At 66.9% G+C, this 21,826-nt stretch carries 19 protein-coding genes; 6 read left to right on the forward strand and 13 right to left on the reverse strand.

Going from position 1 to position 21,826, the window contains the following annotated elements:
• Positions 1-137 precede the first annotated feature (137 nt).
• Positions 138-1,310 (forward strand): hypothetical protein, encoded by a 1,173-nt coding sequence (locus B2R83_RS22335; protein ID WP_292045132.1) that lies wholly within the window; start codon positions 138-140, stop codon positions 1,308-1,310.
• Positions 1,311-1,323: 13 nt separating this feature from the next.
• On the opposite strand, the gene B2R83_RS22340 is transcribed toward B2R83_RS22335, so the two are convergent.
• Positions 1,324-2,145, reverse strand: coding sequence for a LysR substrate-binding domain-containing protein (locus B2R83_RS22340; protein WP_292045240.1), 822 nt, complete (start codon positions 2,143-2,145; stop codon positions 1,324-1,326).
• Positions 2,146-2,263: 118 nt separating this feature from the next.
• Here B2R83_RS22340 and B2R83_RS22345 point away from each other — a divergent pair, with 118 nt between their 5' ends.
• Positions 2,264-3,124: an alpha/beta fold hydrolase gene (locus B2R83_RS22345; protein ID WP_292045134.1), complete on the forward strand. Its 861-nt coding sequence runs from the start codon at positions 2,264-2,266 to the stop codon at positions 3,122-3,124.
• Positions 3,125-3,174: 50 nt separating this feature from the next.
• Here B2R83_RS22345 and B2R83_RS22350 read toward each other — a convergent pair whose 3' ends face one another.
• The 9 genes from B2R83_RS22350 to B2R83_RS22390 all read right to left on the reverse strand — a co-directional run bounded on the left by B2R83_RS22350 (position 3,175) and on the right by B2R83_RS22390 (position 11,819).
• A complete protein-coding gene (locus B2R83_RS22350; RefSeq protein WP_292045137.1) occupies positions 3,175-3,660 on the reverse strand; it encodes a chemotaxis protein CheW in 486 nt (161 codons plus the stop codon).
• A gap of 43 nt (positions 3,661-3,703) precedes the next feature.
• Positions 3,704-4,969, reverse strand: coding sequence for a hypothetical protein (locus B2R83_RS22355; RefSeq protein ID WP_027863665.1), 1,266 nt, complete (start codon positions 4,967-4,969; stop codon positions 3,704-3,706).
• Entirely contained in the window at positions 4,954-5,202 is a 249-nt protein-coding gene (locus tag B2R83_RS22360; RefSeq protein ID WP_027863666.1) for a DUF2249 domain-containing protein, read from the reverse strand. Before B2R83_RS22360 ends, B2R83_RS22355 begins: the two co-directional genes overlap by 16 nt.
• Positions 5,199-5,666, reverse strand: coding sequence for an Rrf2 family transcriptional regulator (locus B2R83_RS22365; protein ID WP_209586142.1), 468 nt, complete (start codon positions 5,664-5,666; stop codon positions 5,199-5,201). Before B2R83_RS22365 ends, B2R83_RS22360 begins: the two co-directional genes overlap by 4 nt.
• A 9-nt stretch (positions 5,667-5,675) precedes the next feature.
• Positions 5,676-5,939: a DUF2249 domain-containing protein gene (locus B2R83_RS22370; protein ID WP_027863668.1), complete on the reverse strand. Its 264-nt coding sequence runs from the start codon at positions 5,937-5,939 to the stop codon at positions 5,676-5,678.
• Positions 5,940-6,004: 65 nt separating this feature from the next.
• Positions 6,005-8,278, reverse strand: coding sequence for a nitric-oxide reductase large subunit (locus tag B2R83_RS22375; protein ID WP_027863669.1), 2,274 nt, complete (start codon positions 8,276-8,278; stop codon positions 6,005-6,007).
• Between the two features lie 149 nt (positions 8,279-8,427).
• Positions 8,428-9,849 (reverse strand): oxygen-independent coproporphyrinogen III oxidase, encoded by a 1,422-nt coding sequence (hemN, locus tag B2R83_RS22380; RefSeq protein ID WP_292045143.1) that lies wholly within the window; start codon positions 9,847-9,849, stop codon positions 8,428-8,430.
• Positions 9,850-9,906: 57 nt separating this feature from the next.
• The gene (locus tag B2R83_RS22385) at positions 9,907-11,103 is read right to left on the reverse strand and encodes an NnrS family protein (RefSeq protein ID WP_292045145.1); all 1,197 of its coding nucleotides are present in this window, start codon (positions 11,101-11,103) and stop codon (positions 9,907-9,909) included.
• Between the two features lie 35 nt (positions 11,104-11,138).
• Entirely contained in the window at positions 11,139-11,819 is a 681-nt protein-coding gene (locus tag B2R83_RS22390; protein WP_027863672.1) for a Crp/Fnr family transcriptional regulator, read from the reverse strand.
• A gap of 267 nt (positions 11,820-12,086) precedes the next feature.
• On the opposite strand from B2R83_RS22390, the gene glp reads away from it, so the two are divergent.
• Positions 12,087-13,295 (forward strand): gephyrin-like molybdotransferase Glp, encoded by a 1,209-nt coding sequence (glp, locus tag B2R83_RS22395; RefSeq protein WP_292045150.1) that lies wholly within the window; start codon positions 12,087-12,089, stop codon positions 13,293-13,295.
• 15 nt (positions 13,296-13,310) lie between these two features.
• On the opposite strand, the gene B2R83_RS22400 is transcribed toward glp, so the two are convergent.
• From B2R83_RS22400 to B2R83_RS22410, 3 genes are read right to left on the reverse strand one after another with little or no spacing between them, the layout of a single operon-like run.
• Positions 13,311-15,482, reverse strand: coding sequence for an EAL domain-containing protein (locus B2R83_RS22400; protein ID WP_081925781.1), 2,172 nt, complete (start codon positions 15,480-15,482; stop codon positions 13,311-13,313).
• 12 nt (positions 15,483-15,494) lie between these two features.
• A complete protein-coding gene (locus B2R83_RS22405) occupies positions 15,495-16,340 on the reverse strand; it encodes an alpha/beta fold hydrolase (protein WP_051996140.1) in 846 nt (281 codons plus the stop codon).
• Positions 16,325-18,025, reverse strand: coding sequence for a methyl-accepting chemotaxis protein (locus B2R83_RS22410; protein WP_292045154.1), 1,701 nt, complete (start codon positions 18,023-18,025; stop codon positions 16,325-16,327). Before B2R83_RS22410 ends, B2R83_RS22405 begins: the two co-directional genes overlap by 16 nt.
• A gap of 188 nt (positions 18,026-18,213) precedes the next feature.
• Here B2R83_RS22410 and moaA point away from each other — a divergent pair, with 188 nt between their 5' ends.
• From moaA to B2R83_RS22425, 3 genes are read left to right on the forward strand one after another with little or no spacing between them, the layout of a single operon-like run.
• On the forward strand, positions 18,214-19,188 hold the full coding sequence (gene moaA, locus B2R83_RS22415; RefSeq protein WP_036207493.1) for a GTP 3',8-cyclase MoaA: 975 nt from the start codon (positions 18,214-18,216) through the stop codon (positions 19,186-19,188).
• A gap of 1 nt (position 19,189) precedes the next feature.
• The gene (locus tag B2R83_RS22420) at positions 19,190-19,837 is read left to right on the forward strand and encodes a carbonic anhydrase (RefSeq protein WP_027863676.1); all 648 of its coding nucleotides are present in this window, start codon (positions 19,190-19,192) and stop codon (positions 19,835-19,837) included.
• Complete coding sequence (locus B2R83_RS22425) at positions 19,834-21,813, forward strand: type IV pili methyl-accepting chemotaxis transducer N-terminal domain-containing protein (protein ID WP_292045159.1); 1,980 nt, start codon at positions 19,834-19,836, stop codon at positions 21,811-21,813. Before B2R83_RS22420 ends, B2R83_RS22425 begins: the two co-directional genes overlap by 4 nt.
• Positions 21,814-21,826: the final 13 nt, after the last annotated feature.

Below are 21,826 nucleotides of genomic sequence, written 5' to 3' on the forward strand. Positions count from 1 at the left end.
GGCAACCCACATCAGCCCGCACGCTGCGGGCCGTACCACGCACCGCGATTCCACCGGCATCGTCCATGCGCGCATCCCGGGCATTCCCATACCGCCGGCAAGCATGCTTTTTTCATTCATGGCAGCAGGAGGGCATCATGCGACACAAGCTCAAGGCGGTCTTCGACGACCGCACCCAGGCCCAGCAGGCGCTGGACGTTTTGCTGGCCTCCGGATACGCGCGCGCCGATACCGGCCTGGCAAGCATCGCCGGCGCGCGTTCCGCGCCCACGGGCGACGCACCTCCCCCGAAGTGGCGCGAGCGCCCCGGCGCCTCGAGCGCGCGCCTGCTTTCCCGCTTGCTCGGCCATGCAGGCAGCCGCCCGGCGACGGCGCCTGCGACGGGCAAGGTGGACAGCCATGTCCTTACCCTGTGGACCGATTCGACGCACGATGCCACGCGTGCCGCCGGCCTGATTGCCGGTTTCATGCGCACTGGCGGCGAGGAGGTCGGCACGCGCCCATTCGGTGGGCGGACGGACATCGACCAAGCGGCGCGTGCGGCCTACCGTTTCGGCCATGACCTGCACGAGAACGCGCGCTACCGCAACCGTTCATGGCATGAGGCGCACGCCGACCTGAAGGTGCTGTGGGAAGCGCGCGATCCGGATAGCCACGGATGGGACCTGGCCGCGCCGGCGGTCCGCCTCGGCTGGGACAGCACGCATCCGGAGATCGACGACGACAGCTATCGCCGGAGTCACTGGAGGACGCGTTACGCCAACAACGCACAGGACGCCGGCGCATCGCGCGGTCCCGGTTCGGACCTGGCCTGTCCCGCACCGGGGAGCGCGCCGGGATGCAGGCATCCGGGCCAACCCACGGCCTGGGAAAATTTCATGGACGCCGTCAAGCACGGCTGGAGCAGGATCAGGGTCGGCAATGACATGGACGAGGACGACTATCGCCTTCATCACGACCGCACCCATCCCGGCACGCATGACGGGGATCTCGCCCCGGTTACCGCTACGGCCGCAAGCTGCACCGCAGGAGCATGTTCGGGGGACCTGGCCGGGATGCCGCGCCGTACGCAGCTTGCGGATTTCGTATACAGTCCGCCCTCGCACAAAAAGAGAGGAACAATGGAACTGACAAACGAGGTGACACTCGACGGCGACGTCTACTGCTTCGAGGACGCCGAACGGGTGGCCGAAGCACGCGCATGGATCGATGCGAACGGCAAGGACAGCACGCGCTTTCGCAACGCCTTTCCCGACGCGCGCCCGGTCAGCACGCACCCATACGGCTCGGGCAGCCAGCGCCGTCATTAGCACGCCCGCGGGCCTAGCGCCGCAACTCCGACATGATGTTCTCGGCCATGAAGTCGCAGGACGGGCGCCGCGACTTGCTGCTGCGCGCGAGGATGACTTCCAGCGCATCGGGTTCCGGCAAGCCCTGCGCCTGGCCGAGCTGGCTCAGGTGCGCCGGCACCGCGCAGCGCGCCAGCGGCGCGATGGCCAGGCCCGCTTCGACCATGCTGAGCAGCCCCATCAGGCTCGGGCTTTCATACGAGGTCCGGTAAGGAATCCTTGCCCGCTCCAGGCTGCGGATCGCGTTCTCGCGCGCCACGCTGCCGGGCAGGAAAACGGCGATCGGCAGCGGCCGCTCGCGCCAGATCTCGTGCACGCTGGGCGACGCGGCCCAGACCATCGGTTCGAAGCGCACGAACTCCCCCGACAAGCCCTTCACGCGCGTGGCGCACACCAGGTCGACCGTGCCGTCCTTCACCATGGGCGCAAGCGCCACGCTCGGCAGGCCGACCACCTGGATCTCCACCTTCGGATAGGTGGCGGAAAACTTCTTGAGGATCGGCGGCAGCAAGGACGAGGCATAGTCGTCGGGCACGCCGAGCACGACCCGGCCGGTAACGTCGGGCCGGACCACCGCGGCCCAGGCTTCGTCGCGCAGCGCCAGCATGCGCCGCGCGTAGGTGAGCAGGACCTCGCCGTCCTGGGTCGGCGTGACGCTGCGCGGCCTGCGTACGAACAGCGGCTTGCCGAGCGCGGTCTCGAGCGTCTTGATCTGCATGCTCACCGCCGATTGCGAGCGGTGGACGACTTCCGCCGCGCGGCTGATGTTGCCGGTATCGGCCACTGCCACGATCATGGCCAGGACGTCCAGGTCGAGTGCTTTCACAGGTATCAGAAAAACAGATAGATGCCTTCAATATTATGCGATTTTCTTAAGCAATGCCATCGTGCATAGTATTGGAAAGGAGCCAGACATGAACGCAGCCACCGATCCACGCATCTTCGCAGTCCCCGAGCTTTGCTTTGCCACCGTTCCGTCCGGGGTACGCATCCCCTACGTGGCGACCGGGTCCGGGGAGCCGCTGCTCTTCGTGCATGGCTCGCTGTGCGACTACCGCTACTGGAACAGCCAGACGGACGCCTTGTCGCAGCACTTCTCCTGCTTCTCGTTCAGCCTCAGCCACTACTGGCCTGGCGACGAAGCCGGCGTCCTGGGCGCTTTCAGCTGGCAGCTGCATGTCGCGGAACTGGCGGACTTCATCCGGGCGATGAAGCTCGGCGCGGTGCACCTGGTGGGCCACTCGCGCGGCGCATGCGTCGCCTTCAACCTGGCACGTAGCTATCCGGAACTGGTGAAAACGCTGACCCTGGCGGATCCCGCCGGCCCGCTGCAGACCGGCCCGACGCCGCCGGCGCCGCTGTCCTCGTCGGACGAGGCGGTCCGCGCGCGAGTTGCCGAGCTGATCGGGACTGGAGAACTCGACGCGGGCCTGGAGCTGTTCGTCGACTCGGTGAGCATGCCCGGCATCTGGCGCAAGAGCCCGGCCTCGTTCCGCAGCATGGCGATCGCCAATGCGGCAACGCTGCCGAAGCAGTTCCGCGATCCCTTGCCGGCCTACACCCGCGCCGGCGCGGCCGAGCTGCGCTGCAGGACCCTGCTCCTCGCTGGAGAGCGCAGCCCACGCATGTACCGCGATAACGTCGAACATCTGGCAGGCTGGATGGCACACGTGGACAAGCGCACCATGGCGGGCGCGTCGCACGGGATGAACGTGACGCACGCGGCGGCGTTCAACCGCCTGCTCCATGCATTCCTGGGGAAACAGGCGGCATAGGCCGTGTCTGCGGCGCCGGTGACGGGCTTCGCGGGCAGCCCGACCGGCCATCAGTCCTCACCGTGCAGATGGGTTCTGATTGCCGGCCCCAGCAAGCGTTCCAGATCGATCAGGTGGACCTCGTCCCCATCGCACCCTACGGATCCGACGAGATTAGGACAACGTTCGACCAGCGCCTGGTCCGGGATGCGAATCGCGGCGTAGTCGACATTGACCGGTTCGCGGATACGGTCGACCAGCAGGGCGAACCTGCAGTGCTGGACGTTCGCGACCATCAGGCGGCTCCCCGTCATCGGCTTTTCCTTGCCCGAAGAAGAACGGAAGTCGACAAGCGGAATAATCTGTCCTTCGTAAGACATGACGAGTCCCTTGCCAAGGCGCACTGGAGCGTGGATCGGCGCCAGATCCAGCAGCTCGCAAAGACTGACTGCATCGAACGCCAGTTCGGTGCCCAGCGCCTTGACCCGTTGCAAGCGGATCTGCGCAAACATGTCGGAAAACCTCATGTACGGATCGGTGTCGTCAAATGAATGCATGCGTGAATTGAAAAGGGGTAGGAACAGGGTCGATGCGCGCAGCTCAGGCGTGGCGCAAACGCAGAAAGAGCCGTAACGCGCCGCCCAGGTCGCGAATCAGCAGCAACATGGCCAGCGTCATGAACAGCCCGGCCGGCCTGGCGAGCACGGAGGGCGCCAACGGCGAACCGAGCAGCAGGCATAGCGCGACCACATGCCAGCGCCACTGGCGCAGGGCGCGCGCTTCGTCCACGATCGACTTCACGCCGGGCACGCGGGCGCCGCCTGCGCGGACGTCGCACTGCAGGTGATACCAGACCAGGAAGGGGACGATCTTGTAGAGCATGCCGTTTACCGCCGACATGCCGAAGCCGGCAATGACCAGCACGCCGGTCAGCAGGGCGCGCCGGTCGGGCGCGAGCGGCAGGAAATGCACGAGGATCGCCAGCGCCAGGCAAGCCATGGCCAGGCTCCAGTAGAAGGTGCCGACATCGGCCTTGCGCTTGCGCCGGCGGAAGAACTGGAAGGTGGTCGCGACGTACGTCAGCATCAGCGCTCCCACCCCGATTTCTGCCGCCAGTTGCAGGCCGGGCAGCTTCAGCAGCGCCGCGCCGCTCCAGGCGAGCAGCAGCGCGAACAGCAGCACCGGCATGCCCTCCTCCAGCAAGCGCGGGTAGGCTGGCGTGCCCTGGAACATGGGAATCACCTGGAACGAGACCGCCGCGGTCAAGGCCACGATCCAGCCGACCAGTCCCCAGGACGCGTGCACGTCGACGAACAGCAGCACATCCAGCATGCCGAGACCGGCCAGGTACATGGCCAGCGCCCCGCCCAGGCCCATCGTCACGGCCAGCCCCGAGATCGCCAGACGCACGCCTGCCACCAGGGGCCGGGCGGCCGGCACGATCCGGCGCGAGATCGCCGCTCCTACTGCGCTCAGGACGACCAGTCCGGCAAGGCCGAGCAGGCTGGCGGCCGTCACATAGAACCCGGGGCCCAGACCGAGGCCAAGGGCGCCGGCCAGGATGACGGTGCCCCCCGCCAGGCCACTCCAGGAGAGCAGCGCCACCGGGCCGGCCAGCTTGACCGCTGTCCCGGCGACGACCGGCAGGATCTGAAACAGCGCACCGACGATGGTCATCGTGAGGAAGCCAAGGCTCAGCAGGTGCGTCATAGCGAGCGTGACCGGCGTCCAGCGCGAGCTCAGCGCCGCCTCGCCATGCCACATCAGCAGGAGCGCTGCGGCGAATACAAAGCAGGGAGCGGTGAGCAGGAAGGGCAAGGGCACCCAGATTGGCGGCATCGCGCCATAGCTCAGTGTTCGTTGCATGATCTTTTCTGGATGGCCAGGTCGAACCTGCCGTCGTCGCGCGGGGTCAGCCGGTGGCGATAAGCATGGCGCTCGAGCACCCGGTACAAGGGAAAAGGTTCGCGGTCGATCAGGACCTGCAGGGCCATGTCAGGCGGCAGCGTCGCCAGCGCTTCCAGAATCCGTTCCATCGGCTCGGGTGGAAGCAGGCCGGACACATCGAGAAAAGCCGCGGCGGCAGTCGCTGCGCTCATGAGAGAAACTCCTTTGATTCGAAGGGGGAAACGGCAAGCGCGGTGATCGGCTCGGCCGCGCCTGCCGTGGCCAGCAGGTCGGCGAGGCTGAGCCGGTTCAGCTCGGCAAGGTAAGCCTCGGTCGCCCTGGCCAGCGATTGGCGCAGGCGGCAGGCGGCGCCGAACGGACACGCGCCAGCGTCGCCGCCGAAGCACTGCGCCATGTGAAAATTCGGTTCTGTGCGGCGCACGATGTCGCCCATGCGAAGCTCACGCGGATCGCGGTCGAGCCGGATGCCGCCGCAGCGCCCGCGGACCGCCACGATCACGCCGTCGGCCGCCAGTTCGTTGACGACCTTGGCAAGATGGTTGCGCGAGATGCCGTACTCGAGGGCGACCTCGTCGATGGTTGCCATGCGGCCGTGGCAGCTGCCCAGGTACATCAGGAGGCGCAAGGCGTGGTCGGTAAACTCGGTCAGCCGCATGGCGTCTCCTCAGGAGCGCAATCTGAAATCGATGACGACGTCGCCGACGCTGCGCCGATGGTAGACGACGTTGACCCGTTCGCCGAAGACGTCGTCGATTTCGTTCAGCAGCGGAATCGGATCGTGATCGTTGCAGAACCTCATCGATTCGCCTGGCAACAGCGTATGCAAGGCGCCGAAGATGGCGGCATGACGAAAGCGGCGGTCGACGCCCCTGGCATCGAACACATAGGTGCGGCCCGGGCTCATGGGGGCGGAACAATCGTGTGGCATGTGCTACTCCTTTCGTGAATCTGTTGTAGATGCGAGCGGCCGCCGGAGCGGGCGGATTCGCTGCTTCAGGCGCGCGCCGCGACGGTGCCAGCGCCGGCCTGCGGCTCACGCCTGCCGCGCATCAGGCGCAGGGCGAACAGGCTGAGGAACAGGATCCCGACGGCGAACACGATGTCGCCCGGCACCCGCAGCCACACCATGTTCTCCATGAAGGCCGAATGAACGACCTCGGCCGAACGGGCGTACCACATGCCCTTGGTGATGCTGGCATGCGCCTGGTAGATGCCGGCCGGGACCAGCGACATGAAGACCATCATCGCCAGGCCGATGTTGAGCAGCCAGAAGGTCGGCCGCAGCAGCGAATCGGACCAGCCGATGCCTGCGCTCAGTCCGCGCAGGCAGAACAGCATCAGGCCGATGCCGAGCATGCCGTAGACGCCGAACAGCGCGGCGTGACCATGCGCTGCGGTCATGTTCAGGCCCTGCATGTAATACAGTGCGATCGGGGTGTTGATCGAGAAGCCCAGCAGGCCGGCGCCGACGGTGTTCCAGAAGCCGACCGCGATGAAGCACAGGATCGCCCACTTGTAGTTGCGTACCCACGGCGCCGCCCGGGTGCGCTGGTAGTTGCGATACGCCTCGATCCCGATCAGCGACAGCGGCACCACTTCGAGCGCCGAGAACATCGAACCGAGCGCGATCACCGAGGTCGGGGTACCGGTGAAGTACAGGTGGTGCAGCGTGCCGAGGATGCCGCCGAACAGGAACACGATGGTCTCGAGCACGATCGCGCTGTTGGCGGAAGCGGCGCGGATCAGGCCCAGGCGGGTGAACAGCAGCGCAATCACGGCCGTCGCGAACACTTCGAAGAAGCCTTCGACCCACAGGTGGACCAGCCACCAGCGCCAGTATTCGACCATCGAATAATGCGTGCTGCGGCCCCAGGTCAGCGAGGTGGCGTAGAAACCGCCGATGCACAGCGCCGCCAGGAACACCATGGCGACCAGGCCGCGGCTTTCGGATGGCTTGCGCAGCGCCGGCCACAGTCCGCGGCCGAGCAGGAAGGCCCAGAACAGCAGGCCGATGAACAGCAGCACCTGCCATACCCGGCCCATGCTGGTGAATTCCAGGCCCTGGTTGCCGATCCAGAACGAGAAGTCGGTGCCGGCGGCGCGCAGGGTGCCGAGCCAGCCGGTGACGGTCGAGCCGACCACGATGAACAGCAGCGCATAGAACAGCAGGTTGACGCCCAGTTTCTGGTGCTTCGGCTCGTGTCCGGAGATGGCCGGCGCGATGTACAGGCCGGTCGCCAGCCATGCGGTAGCGATCCACAGCACGGCGAACTGGGTGTGGATGGTGCGGCTGACGGTGAACGGCAGGATGTCGCCGATCGGCAGGCCGAAGAAGCTGGTGCCCTCGACCGCATAGTGTGCGGTGATGACGCCCATGCCGACCTGCGCCAGGATCAGCCCGACCACCACGAAGAAATACTTGCGGGTGGCGCGCATCGAGGGCGTGATGCCTAGCTTCGCCAGCGGGTCGCTCTCCGGTGCCGCCGGATCGTCCTCGTCCTTGTGCCTGCCGTGGACGAACACCATCCCGGCAATCGCAGCGATCATCAGGATCACGCTGGCGATCGACCAGATACCGGCGCCGGCGGTCGGCGTATTGCCGACCAGCGGCTCGTGCGGCCAGTTGCTGGTATAGCTCAGGCCTGGCTGGCCCGGGCGGTCGGTCGCGGCCGCCCAGGACGACCAGAAGAAGAAGCCGGTCAGCGCGGCACGGTCGGCTTCGACGGGAAGCGAGCCGGTCTTCATCGCATATTGCTCGCGCAGTGCGTCGAAACGGCTGTCGCTGCCGAACAGGCCGGCATAATGGCGCGCCACCTGCCGCACGGCTTGTGCGCGCAGGTCGGACAGCGCCAGCACGCCGGTGTGTGCATCATAGGTATTCCGGCGCAGCTCCTCGCGGACCCCGGCATCGACCTGGCCCCTCCGGCCAGCGTCGAGATCGCCGTAGGCACGCCCGAAGTCGCGCAGCGCCAGCAGGTCCTGCAGCGCCAGCGCCTCGCGGTGCAGCCAGTCGGCCGACCAGTCCGGGGCCAGGTAGCTGCCGTGGCCCCAGACGCTGCCCAGTTGTTGCCCGCCGGCGGCCAGCCAGGCCTGCTGGCCGTGCTGGATCTGCGGTCCTTGGTACAGCACCTGGCCTTTCGCATCGGTCACGGTGAGCGGTATCGGCGGCGCCTCCAGGTAGATCTCCCTGCCGACCCAGCCGAGTACGGAAAACGAGATCACACAGATGACGGCCAGCCATGTCCAGAGTTTTTTTGTGGCTTGCATGATTGTCCTTGTGAGAGTGAACAGAACACTGTTGCGTTGTTCTGTCCGGCATCGTAGGTCTCGGCATCAAATGATGCAAACTATTTACATCTTTTGGATAGTCCAGATCAAGAAAACCCCGCCATCGCCTGCAGGCGGGATTGCCGATGTCAGATCGTGCGCGAATAGGGCATGCGCTGGAGGGGCTGCGCGCTGCCGGTGCCGAGGTAGCGGTCGAAGACCATGCAGACATTCCGGATTAGAAAGCGTCCCTCGTCGGTCACCTGCAGGCGCCCCGGGGCGCGGGTCACCAGTCCATCCTTCTCGAGCGTCTCGATCTGGGTCTGCTCGCGCGCGAAATAGACGTCGAAAAGGATTCCATGGCGGTCTTCCAGCGCATGGATGTCGAGATCGAAGTCGCACATCAGGCGCTGGATCAGGTCGCGCCGCACCAGGTCGTCGGGACGCAGTTCGATGCCGCGCGCCACCGGCAGCTCGCCGCGATCGAGCGCCGCGTAGTACCTGCCCAGAGACTTCTCGTTCTGGCTGTAGACATTGGCGACCGCGCTGATCGCCGAGACGCCGCAGGACAGCATGTCGGCCTCGGCATGCGTCGAGTAGCCCTGGAAGTTGCGGTGCAGCTTGCCGGCCCGCTGGGCCAGCGCCAGTTCATCGTCCGGTTTGGCGAAATGGTCCATGCCGATGTACACGTAGCCATGCGTCGTGAGGTGGCCGATGCACAGGCCGAGCAGGTCGAGCCTGGTCTGGGCCGAGGGCATGTCTTCCTCGCGGATCAGGCGCTGCGACTTGAACAGGTCAGGCATGTGCGCATAGTTATAGACCGAAATGCGGTCGGGCGAGGCGGCCACCACCTTGTCCAGCGTGCGCTGCATCGAGCCCACGCTCTGCTTCGGCAGGCCGTAGATCAGGTCGATGCTGACCGAGCGGAATCCGTGGGCGCGCGCCGCCGTGATGGCGTCGAGCGTCAGCGCCTCCGGCTGGATGCGGTTGACCGCCCGCTGCACGTCCGGATCGAAGTCCTGCACGCCGAGGCTGATGCGGTTGAAGCCCTGGGTGCGAAGTTCGGCGATGCGGGCCGCATCGACCGTGCGCGGATCGATTTCGATCCCGTACTCACCCTCGCCGTCGGGAGCGAAGTCGAAACGCTCGCGCAGGTGGCGCGTCAGGGTGTCCATCTGCGCGCCGCTCAGGTAGGTAGGGGTGCCGCCGCCGAAATGCAGCTGCTCGACCCGGTTCATGCCGCCATACAGGGCGGCCTGCATGTCGATCTCGCGCATCAGGTAAGCGAGGTATTCGGCGGCCTTGTCGCGGTCATTCGTAATGATCTTGTTGCAGGCGCAGTAATAGCACAGCGAGCGGCAGAACGGAATGTGGACATACAGGGACAGTGCAGGCCGGGCGGGCGCGGCGCGGCGCCGCTCGACAGCGGCCTGGTAGCCCTGGCTGCCGAAATCCGGAACGAAACGGTCGGCGGTCGGGTAGGATGTGTAGCGCGGCCCCTGGCGGCTCATGCGCGCCACCAGGTCGGCGTTCAGGACGGTCGGAGCCAGGGTGTGGGAATGTGAATTCATGAGACAAGAAAAGGTGATAGGCCGCGCCGCGCGCGGCAGTGCGTACACGCAGGGCGCTCAGCCCTCGCGCCCGTCGATGCGCGGCCGCGCAAGGTAAGGCCCATAGACGGCGCAGAACAGGGCAAACGCCAGGCTCCAGCACGCCGCGGCCAGCACCAGGCCCCATTCGCGCACGCCGCCGCCGCCGAGGGCCGCCGCCAGGCGCGCCAGCACGCCGGCCTGCAGCAGCAGGTACATTGCGGTCTCCGCCCTCCCCGCCTTGAGCATGCGCCCGGTATGGCCGAGCGTGGTGCGGGTGATCATGCCGATGATCAGGCCGCCCATCGCCCCCACCGCCAGCAGATGCACGGCGGCACTGTGCGGCGCCATGCCGAAGCAGGCCAGCGCGAGCACCGCGAAGCCGGCCGGAATCCATGCATACGACAGATGCAGGATCCACAGCAGCGGATTGCGCAGCGTGCACAGGGGCTTCCAGCCGGCCATCCGCACCGCCTGCACCAGCGCCGTCGCCAGCGCCAGCACGCCGAGCGGCAGCGACAGCGGCAGCACGGCCCAGGCCAGGCCGGTCGCCGCGGTCAGGGCCAGGCTGGCCTTCTCCAGGCGGGGATCGCTGGTGGTGCGCACGCCGCGCACGGCATTGGCAGTGAAGTTCGGAATCACCCGTCCGCCCAGCACCGATTCGATCACGATGATGGCAACGATGGCCGCATACAGCGGCTGCATCGGCGACAAGGCCAGCAAGCCCAGTGCACTGGCATGGAAGGCGGCATTGGCCAGGGCCAGCACTGCCAGCAGGACCACCATGACCAGGTTGCGCGTATTGCCGGCGCGCCGGATCACCCGGTACAGGGGAATCGTTGCCAGCGGCAGGAAAGCCAGGTCGACCGCCGCCGCCAGCGCCGGGGTCAGCGCCAGCATGCCGACGCGGCCGGCCACCCACAGGGCGACCAGGGCGCCGAGATGCCTGCCGCGCGGCGTCCACAGTCCGGTCCAGTTGCGGCCCGCCGTGTACAGGAAGCCGACCACGATTGCAATCACGAAGCCGAACAGCATTTCATGCATGTGCCACAGGAGATTCAGGCGCGAAGAGGCGATCCAGCCCAGGGACGCGGCGGTCCAGGCGGGAACGGCGACGCCAGCGAAGGCGGCTCCCAGCAGGTAGAACGGACGGAAGCCCAGGGCCAGGAAGGGGTGATCCTGCAAGGGACCGCTCGCGCGGGCGCCGGCCGGGTCTTCGATACGCAGCAATGTCATGGTGTTGCTCCCGTGTTGGATGGATGCCGGGCCGCTCAGCCTTCGTAGGCGCGCAGCCGCTCGGTGTCGAGGATCGTGATGCTGCGCCCGTCGATGGCGAGCATGCCGTGGTCGGCCATGTCGTGCAGCACGCGCGAGAAATACTCGGGCGAGAGGTTCAGGCGCGAAGCGATCATCTTCTTGCTTACCAAAAAAGTGACTTCCTGCCCCGGCACCGGGTCGTCCTTGAGCAGATAGCCGACCACGCGCTGGCTGCCCGAACGCAGGGAATAGGATTCGACATCCGAGATCAGCCCGTGCAGGCGGCGGCTCATGCCCGACAGCATGCGCCGTGAAAAAGCCGGGTTGCGCTCGATCTCTTCGTAGATCGCCTGCTTGCGCACGTGCAGCAGCATGCAGTCGGCCAAGGCTTCCGCCTGGACGATGTAGGGGCGATCCATGAACATCAGCGCCTCGCCGAAGCTCTGGTTGGGGCCAAGCAGTTCGACCACCTTCTCGTCCCCCTGGGACGACAGGAAGCACAGCTTGACGTTGCCATAGATGATCGTGTGAAAACCGTTGCACGGATCGCCGCGCTTGAAGATGACGTGGCCGCGCGCGGCGTGCACCTCGCTGGTGGCCGCAGCGACGGCGTCCAGCTGCTCGGCCGACAGGTCGGCAAACAGGGGCAGGCGTTTCAGGAACTGGCGCGGTTCGATGCGATGTCGTGGTGGCATGGTGGTTGGCGGCCTGGCTGGACGTGTCGTGATGTCTCGATAAGAACGGTTCAGATCATAGACTTCTGCCCGCGCAAATGCTGTAGTTCTTTGTGCGTACGGCAGCTAGTCCGTCGTACCGACAGACCCATGCGCTGGAGCAGCCGGCGTGGCGGCCATCGTCATTCCGGCGTATTGCCGGCCCACCCTTTCCGCTCGACAATACAGGGGCCTTCCCAGCGGGATGGCGACGCGCGTTTCTCGATCAACCGTCATACGAGTACCCATATGCTGAGCGTGCAGGAAGCACAAGACCTCCTCCTGGCCCGGGCCCATCCGGTCACCGACACCGAGTCCATCGGCACCCTGGCCGCGGCCGGCCGCGTGCTGGCGGCGACACAATATGCCGGCATCGACGTCCCGCGCGCCGACAACGCCGCCATGGACGGTTATGCCGTACGCAGCGCCGAATGCGGCGCCGGCGCCGTGCTGCCGGTCAGCCAGCGCATCGCGGCCGGACACGCCCCCGCGCCGCTGGCTCCCGGCAGCGCGGCCCGCATCTTCACCGGCGCCGGCATTCCCGCCGGCGCCGACGCCGTCGTCATGCAGGAATACTGCCGCGGCGCCGAAGACGGCCGCAGCGTCGTCATCGAGCGGCAGCCCGTGCCCGGCGAGCACATCCGCCGGATCGGCGAGGACATCCGCGCCGGCACCCCGCTGCTGGAGGCCGGCACCCGCCTGCGCGCGCCCGAACTGGCCTACGCGGCATCGAACGGGCTGGCCTGTCTCCCGGTGACACGCCGGCTGCGCGTGGCCATGCTGTTCACCGGCGACGAACTGGTGATGCCCGGCGCAGCGCTGGGACCCGGCCAGATCTACAACGCCAACCGCTACGCCCTCGGATCGATGCTGTGCGCACTCGGTTGCGAAATCGACGACTTCGGCATCGTGCCCGACCGTCTCGATGCCACCCGTAGCGTGCTGCGCGATGCGGCCGCCGGCCATGACCTGGTGCTGAGCTGCGGCGGGGCCTCGGTAGGCGATGCCGATCACGTGAAGCCGGCGGTCGCCGCCGAAGGCAGCCTCGACCTGTGGAAGATCGCCATGAAGCCGGGCAAGCCGCTCGCCTTCGGCACGCTGCGCCGGCCCGGCGGCGCCACCCACTTCATCGGCCTGCCGGGCAATCCGGTGGCCTGCTTCGTCAGCTTCCTGCTGTTCGTCCGCCCTTTCCTGCTGCGTCTCCAGGGAATGCGCGCCGTGCTGCCCCAGCCGCTGTCGATGCGGGCCGAGTTCAGCGTCGAGCGTCCCGACGAGCGGCTCGAATTCCTGCGGGTGCGGGTCAACCAGGCCGGCAATCTCGTGCTGTCCGGCGGTCAGGGATCGGCGCTCATGCGCTCTGCGGTCCAGGGCAGCGGACTGGCCCTGTGCCCGCCCGGCCAGCGCATCGCACCCGGCGACACGCTTGCCTACCTGCCCTTCGCCGAACTGCTCGGCTGAGCCCTGCCCGCGCTGCTACCCGGCGCCGGCGCGATCGGAAAACAGGGGCGCCGGCCTGTGCACCTCGTAGCCCTGGGCGAAATCGACACCGATACCGCGCAGCGCCTCGAGCACCTGGGCGTTCTCGACGAATTCGGCGATGGTGCGCAGCCCCATGACGTGGCCGACCCGGTGGATCGCCTCCACCATCGTGTAGTTCACGCGGTCGGCAAGCAGGTCCTTGACGAAGCGGCCGTCGATCTTGATGAAGTCGACCGCCAAATGTTTGAGGTAGCCGAACGAGGACATGCCGCTGCCGAAATCGTCCAGCGAAAAGCGGCAGCCCAGGGCTTTGAGTTCGGTAATGAGATGGGTTGCCTGCTTCAGGTTGGCGATGGCCGCCGTTTCGGTGACCTCGAAGCAGATCCGCGCCGGATCGACCCGCCAGCGCGCCAGCTCCTCCCTCACGAACGGCAGGAAGCCCTCGTCGCACAGCGTGGTGCCCGACAAGTTGACCGCATACACTGGGGCGCCGGCGCAGTCCGGGTGTAGTTCATGAAAGCGCCGCAACAGGCTGCCGATGACCCAGCGATCGATCTGCGGCATGATGCCGTAGCGCTCCGCGGACGGAATGAAGGCCATTGGCGATACCAGCGTTCCGTCGGCCTCCGTCATCCGGATCAAGACCTCGACGTGCCCGGCCGCGCCGGATTCGGCCTGCAGCGCGCGGATCTGCTGCCCGAACAGGACGAAGCGTTCGTCCTTCAATGCCGCATGCAGGCGGCTGATCCAGCCGACCTCGCCCTTGTGGCGCTCGACCTCGAGGTCGTCGCGGGTCGAGACGTGCACGCGGTTGCGGCCTTTCTCCTTGGCGACGTAACAGGCCGAATCGGCAATCCGCATGGCATCGCACAACAGCATCTCGCCGGGCAGCAAGGCAAGCAGTCCAATGCTGACGCCGATCGGGAACACCTTGCCGCCCCAGACGAAGTCGAAGGCCCTGAGCGCCTGGCGCAGGCGCTCGGCAACGGCGAGGGCCTCGTGTGCTTCGCTGCGGTGCAGGAGCACCCCGAACTCGTCGCCGCCGAGCCTGGCCAGGGTGTCTTCCTTGCGCAGCGTCCTGCGCATGACGTGCGCAAGCTGGCGCATCAGTTCGTCGCCCGCAGCGTGACCGCAAGTATCGTTGACGATCTTGAACTGGTCGAGGTCCAGGTACATGAGCGTGTGGCCGGCAGGGGAATCCGACTGCAGGATGGCGCTCAAACGCCGTTCGAATTCGTGCCTGTTGATGAGTTGGGTCAATGCGTCGTGGGTCGCCAGGTAATGCAGGCGCGACTCGAACTCCTGGCTGGCGGAGACATCGCGGAACACGATCAGGTGGCCGAGCATCCCGCCGGCCTCGTCGCGCATTGGCGCGACCGAGAGCGTGACCGGAATCCGGTCCCTGTCCTTGCACAGCACCCATCTGCGCGCCGGTTCGGCCGGTGTCGCGTCGGGAGACAGTGCATGCAAGTGGAACGGCTGGCCGTCCTGTTCCTCTACCGGCGAGAATACCCGGCTGAGCGGCATGCCGAGCGCGGCATCGCGGTCGCAGGCGCACAGCGCAGCAGCGGCCGGATTCATGTAGCTCACCGTTCCCGCGCCGTCGACCGCGACGACGCCGTCGCCGATCGCGCCAAGAATCAGCCGCAGGCGTTCGGTCTGCGCGTGCAGGGCGGCATGGCTCTGCATCAGGCGCTGGTTCAGCTCGCGCTGGCGCGCATCGGATTCCTCGGCGCGCTGGCGCGCCATGCGCAGTTCGTCCTCGTAGCGCCGGCGTTCGCTCGCATTGAACACGGTGAAATCGGCGCCCACCACCTTGCCTTGCGCATTCCGGCGCTGGGCAGCGTTGACCAGCACCGGGAAGCGCGTGCCATCGCGCGCCACCAAGCGCAACGCTAGTTCACAGACGGCGCCGCCGAGCTGCAGCATGGGCTGGCATTGGCCCTGGAAAAACACCCGCTCGCCGGGCGACAGGAAATCCTCCAAGCCACGCTTGCCGATCACGTCGTCGCGGTCATATCCCGTCCATGCCAGGAACACCTCATTGCTATGGCTGATGTTCCCGTCCAGGCCCACGGCCACCATGCCGCACAAGGAATTCAGGGCGAAACCGTCCGCCGGCGTCCCTTGGTCGCCGCCGCCGGATACCGTCATCTCGTCACGCATCGGCCGCCCCGGTCATAGAAAGGCGCGGATGGCCGCAATGGTTTCCTCGGGTGCGCTCATGTGCGGGCAATGTCCGGTCGCGGCCATGATCCTGAGCGCGCTGCCGCTGATTCTCTGGTGCAGGTAGCGCCCCACCTCGAGCGGTGCGATGGCGTCGTTGCTGCATTGCAGGATCAGAGATGGCGTGCGCACGAGCGGCAAGGCATCGCGGCAATCGCTCAGGAAAGTCACGCGCGCGAACTGCTTCGCCACCGTGGGATGCAGGCGGCAGAAAGTATTGGCCAGCGCCCGTCCCAATTCGGGGCGCGCGGGGTTGTTCATGATCACCGGTGCCATGCTGGCCGACCAGGTGACGAAGTTGTCCTCGAGGGCGCCGAGCAGCTCGTCCATGTCGCTGCGCTCGAAGCCGCCCACATAGCCTGCGTCGTTGAGGTAGCGCGGCGACGGCCCGATCAGCACCAGCCGGTCGAACATCGCCGGCGCGCGGATCGCCGCCAGGATCCCGATCATTGCGCTGACCGAGTGGCCCACGTAGACGATGTCGCGCAGTTGCGCCTCCTCGCAGATCTCGATCAGGTCCTGGACGTAGCCGTCCAGCGAGGCATATTTCTCGGGGCAGTAGGAAGCCGGATCGGATCCGCCCGCGCCGACGTGATCGAAGCACACCGTCAGGTGATCCGACTCGAAGGCGGGCGCGACCCAGCGCCAGACCGCCTGGTCGCAGCCGAAGCCGTGGGCGAAGACGATGGTCCTGTCGCCCGCGCCCGCGAAGCGTACGTTGTTGCGCCACAGGGCCGACTGGGCGCCCGCGTCGGGCTGTGCGCTTGCCACGCCGGCCGGGTTCAGGAGCGCGTCCATGCCAGCTCCTCGTCCTTGCTGTTGCCCAGCTGGAGGAGCCGGGAACCGCCGGCAGCAAGCCGCTCGCGCACGCCGGCCGGCCTGCGCGCAGCGGCGGCCGGCTGGCCGTCCGCCGCGGGCTCGGCAAGCCTGAACATGTGGACCGTGCGGGTCAGGGCGCCGGCCTGGTCCTGCATCGACTGTGCGGCTGCGGCGGCCTGCTCGACCAGCGCGGCATTCTGTTGCGTCACCGCGTCCATCTGAGTCACGGCCTGGTTGACCTGTTCGATGCCGCTGCGCTGTTCGTCGCTGGCGGCGCTGATGTCCGCCATCAGGTCGGTCACGCGCTGGACACTGCCCAGGACCTGGCGCATGGTATCGGCCGCCTCGCTGGTCAGGCGCGTTCCGTCCGAAATCTTGTCGACGGAATCGCCGATCAGGACCTTGATCTCTTTCGCTGCGGCTGCGGAGCGATGCGCCAGATTGCGCACCTCGGAGGCCACTACCGCAAAGCCCCTGCCCTGCTCGCCGGCCCGCGCCGCCTCGACTGCCGCATTCAGAGCCAGGATATTGGTCTGGAACGCGATCGCGTCGATGATCCCCGTGATGTCTTCGATGCGCCGCGCGCTCTCGCTGATCGACGACATGGTCGCGCCGACAGACGCCACCGCCTCGCTGCCCTCGGCCGTGATCAGCGAGGTCGAATTCGCCAGCGCGCTGGCCTGGCGGGCATTCGAGGCGTTCTGCTGCACGGTCCCGGTCAGTTCTTCCATCGACGAGGCGGTCTGTTGCAGCGCACTGGCCTGCATTTCGGTCCGCGCGGCAAGGTCAAGGTTCCCGCTGGCGATCTGGCTCGAGGCAGTGGCGATCGTGTCCGTGCCCTGACGCACTTCGTTCACCATGTGGCCGAGATTGTCATTCATGATCTCGAGCGCCTGCAGCAGTTCGCCCAGCTCGTCGCAGGAGGTGATCTCGATCCGGCTGCTCAGGTCGCCGCCGGCCACTGCCTGCGCTACCTGCACCGCCCTGCGCAGCGGCCGCACGATGGAGCGTGCCAGCCAGATCGCGAACGCGGCGCCGGCGCCGAGCGCCAGCAGTCCCAGCACCAGCATCTGGGTGGCGCTGGAGGAAATCATGGCGGCCACGGCCTTGCCACTGTCCCCGGCGCGGCGCTTCTGGTGGGCGGTCAGCGCCTGGACGCTTTCCTGCAGCGCGTCCAGCCTCGGCATGGTCTCGCGCATGACCAGTTGCTGGGCCTGCTCGCGCTGGCCGGATTCGATCAGCGCGCTCACCGAGGAAAACGATGCAACGTAGGCGACCCGCCGCTCGACCACGCTGGCCAGCAGCGTCTTGCCGGATTCGCTCGTGATCAGGCGCTCCAGGGTCTGGAGGGCCTGCGTGATGTCGTCCTTGTTGGCGGCGATCCGGTCGCGGATTTGGGCGCGCTCGTTCGCGCCCGGCACCAGGAACAGTTCGAGCGTACGGCGCGCGTTGGCGCGGGTCATGGTATCGATCGTCGTGGCGGCATCGGCCTTCACCAGGTCCTGGTCGATGAGGGTGGCGGTGGAATGGCCGATCGCACGGAAGCCTTGCATGCCGGTCGCCAGCACCAGCACGAGCAGCAGCAGGACCAGGCCGAAGCCAGCGCCAAGGCGGGTGGCGATTTTCAGGTTGGAGAATTTCACGATAATGAAGTGTTCTGTCATTGGGGCGCCTCAGGAGGGGCGCCGGGACCAGGCAAGATATATTGCCCATGCGTAACATCAGCAGTGTATCGGCCCCATCCTGGTCTGCGAATAGGCCAAAGTGACTACTTCCCTTCCTCCGTCATGCCGACTGTCGCGCCCGCCCGAGCCCCATACAATGAGGACATTCATGATGACTGGAGCATTGCATGTTGCAAGACCGATTTGGTCGGACGATCGAGTACCTGCGCCTGTCGGTGACGGATCGCTGCGACCTGCGTTGCACCTATTGCATCCCGACCGGATTCAAGGGCTTCGAAGAACCCGCCGACTGGCTCGGCTTCGACGAGATCGAGCGCCTGCTGGGCGCGTTTGCCCGCCTCGGCACGCGGCGCGTGCGTCTCACCGGCGGCGAACCCTTGCTGCGCCGTCACGTCAGCGCGCTGGCCGCGCGCATCTCCGCCATCGACGGCATCGACGACCTGTCGATGTCGACCAACGCCACCCAGTTGCGACGCCATGCAGGCGACTTGCGCGCGGCCGGCGTCACCCGCATTAACGTCAGCCTCGATACGCTCGACCGCGCCTGCATGCGGGCGATCACCGGACGCGACAGCCATGCCCAGATCATGGACGGCATCATGGCCGGCAAGGAAGCGGGGTTCGAGCCGATCAAGATCAACATGGTGGCCATGCGTGGCGTGAACGAAGGCGAAATCGATCGCATGGCGGAATTCTGCATCGAACACGGCTTCGTGCTGCGCCTGATCGAGGTGATGCCGATGGGCGCTACCGGCCGCAACACGTCCTATCTCGACCTGCAGCCGATCCGCGCCCGCCTGCAGGAGCGCTACGATCTGGTGCCCCAAGCCGTCGAACTGGGCGGCGGGCCGGCGCGCTACCTCGCCACCCGCGATGGCCGTACCAGCATCGGGTTCATCACGCCGATGTCGCAGCACTTCTGCGCGACCTGCAACCGGGTCAGGCTGGCCGTGGACGGCACACTGTACCTGTGCCTGGGCCAGGAACAGAAGTTCGAGTTCCGCCCGCTGCTGCGCGGCGGCGCCAGTGACGCCGAACTCGAGGCGGCGATCCGCACGGCCATCGAACTCAAGCCCCAGAAACACGAATTCACCGAGCGGCCCGAGAAGATCATCCGCTTCATGGCCCAGACCGGAGGCTGACATGCAGGACATCGAGAAATTCATCCGCGGCTTCGGCCGCTTCCAGCAACAGTACCTGAGCGAGCCGACTGCCCTGGACAGCCTGCGCAGCGGGCAGCATCCGGGCACGCTGGTGATCGGCTGCTGCGACTCGCGGGTCGACCCGGCGCTGTTGACCGGCAGCGATCCGGGCGACATGTTTGTTGTGCGCAATATCGCCAACCTGGTGCCGCCCTGCACGCCCGACGCGCCGCCCGGCGTCAGTTCCGCCATCGAGTTCGCCGTTTGCGGCCTCGAGGTCTCGCGCATCATCGTGCTCGGCCATGCCCGCTGCGGCGGCATCCGCGCCCTGATGTCGCAGGCCAGGGTCACCGAGGAGACCGATTTCGTGGCGCGCTGGATGCGCATCGCCGAACCGGTACGCCAGGAAGTCCTGCGTGAACTGTCGCACAAACACGAGGACAGCCGCTGCCGCGCGGCCGAACTGGCCAGCATCCTGCACTCGCTGGATAACCTCATGACCTATCCCTGGATCAAGCGCCGCGTGGAAGCCGGCAAGCTCGCCCTGCACGGCTGGTATTTCGACATCGCGACCGGTTCTCTGCAGGCCTATTCCCCGCGCAAGCAAGAGTTCCTGAATCTGGTCGAGCCGCTCGCCGCCGCGGCATGAGCGCACCGACGAGCTCCGGCATGCGCGACTATCCGCCGATTCCTGTCCGGCTGCGCCTGTCGACCCGCATCGCCGGCGCGCTGGTGGGCTTCCTGCTGCTGGCCCTGGCGGCGATCGGCGCAACCCTGTGGCTGTCCTGGCAACTGGAAGGCGCCGGTGCGGCGATCAACGAGACCGGTAGCCTGCGCAGGCACGAATACCGCCTGGCGATGTTGCTCGGGCGCGAGGTCCATACCCCGGGTGCCGGCTTCGACCAGGCCGCACGCCGCCAGATCGCATTGATCGATTCCACCCTGGTACTGATCGCGCGCGGCGACCCGCAGCGCCCGCTCGGGCTGCCCCCGACGACGGCCGTGCGCACCAGTTTCGACCTGCTGGCGCAGCGCTGGCACCGCGACATGCGCCCGCTGGCGCAGCAGGTGCTTGCCGCGCAGGGCGCCGACCGGCTCACGGTGCTGCGCCGTTTCCTGGCCGGGACCGATGCCTACGTCGCCGGGATCGACGAAGTCGTGCAACTGATCGAACGCGATAACGAGGTGCGCACGTTCTGGCTGCGCTCCTCGCAGCTGGCCTTGATGGCGCTGGCGGTGGGCGGCACGGTGGTGCTGGTCTACATGATGTTCAGCCTGATCGTGGCCCCCGTCGAACGCCTGCACGCCGGCCTGCGCAGCATGGCCGATACCGAGTTCGGCGTGCGCCTGGACGTCGACGGCAAGGACGAGTTCGGTCAACTGGCGGCCGGCTTCAACCAGATGGCCGACCGCCTGCAGCAGTTCTACGGCGAGCTGGAACGCAAGGTCCGCGACAAGACCGCCGCGCTGGAAGAACAGAACCGCGAACTGGCGCTGCTCTACGACAGCGCCGCCTTCCTGCAGCGGCGCCAGCCGCTGGAACCGATGTGCGAAGGTTTCCTGGAGCGGATCGTTCGCTATTTCGGGGCGGACGCCGGCTCCGTGCGGCTGGTCGACAGCGGCAGCGACAAGGTGCACCTGGTAGTCCAGCAAGGCTTGTCCGAAGCGATGGCCGAGGCCGAGCGCTGCATGCCGGTCGGCGACTGCCTGTGCGGGGAGGCCGCGCAACGCAAGGAAGCGGTGGTGCACTGGCTGGGGAGCCTGCCGCCGCTGCCCACCGCGCCGGCCGTCTCCCAGTGCGCGGCGGAAGGCTTCGTCACCGTGTCGGTGTTCCAGATCTTCGCGCAAGACCAGCACCTCGGCGTGTTCAGCCTGCATTTCCGCAGCGAACGACACTTCGACGCACACGGCACCGCCCTGCTCGACACCCTGGGACGGCTGCTGGGCACGGCGATCGAGAACATCCGCCTGGCCGCCCGCGAACGCGAGATGGCGATTTCGGAAGAACGCAACATGGTGGCCCGTGGCCTGCACGACAGCATCGCCCAGGGCTTGAATTTCCTGAACCTGCAGGTGCAGATGCTGGAGGCGTCGCTGCGCAACGGCCAGCAGCAGGAGGCCGCCGAGATCGTGCCGGCGCTGCGTGCCGGCGTCAAGGAAAGCTACGAGGATGTGCGCGAACTGCTGCAGAACTTCCGCAGCCGCCTGGAAGAAGAAGACTTGAATGGCGCCTTGCGCAAGGCGGTGCGAAAATTCCGCGACCAGACCGGGCACGAGGCCAGCTTCGTCGCCGAGGGCAGCGGCGGCCCGCCGTTCGCGCGCGAGGAGCAGTTGCAGATCCTGTTCATTGTGCAGGAAGCCCTGTCGAACATCCGCAAGCATGCCCGCGCCGACAACGTGCTGGTCCGTGTCCGGGACGGCCAAGACTTTTCGCTCTCGATCAGCGATAATGGCGTCGGATTCGACTCATCCGTCGCATCCGACGCAGCCGGCGAGCACGTGGGCCTGCACATCATGCACGAGCGGGCCCGGCACATCCACGCCGACCTGGCCATCGAATCCAGGCCCGGCGCCGGCACAACTGTCAGCCTGCATGTGCCTAGTGCGCAGCGCCGGCTTGCCTGACTAAAATTGGAGT

It is taken from the genome of Massilia sp. UBA6681 (assembly GCF_002454935.1).
Lineage (GTDB): Bacteria > Pseudomonadota > Gammaproteobacteria > Burkholderiales > Burkholderiaceae_D > Telluria > Telluria varians.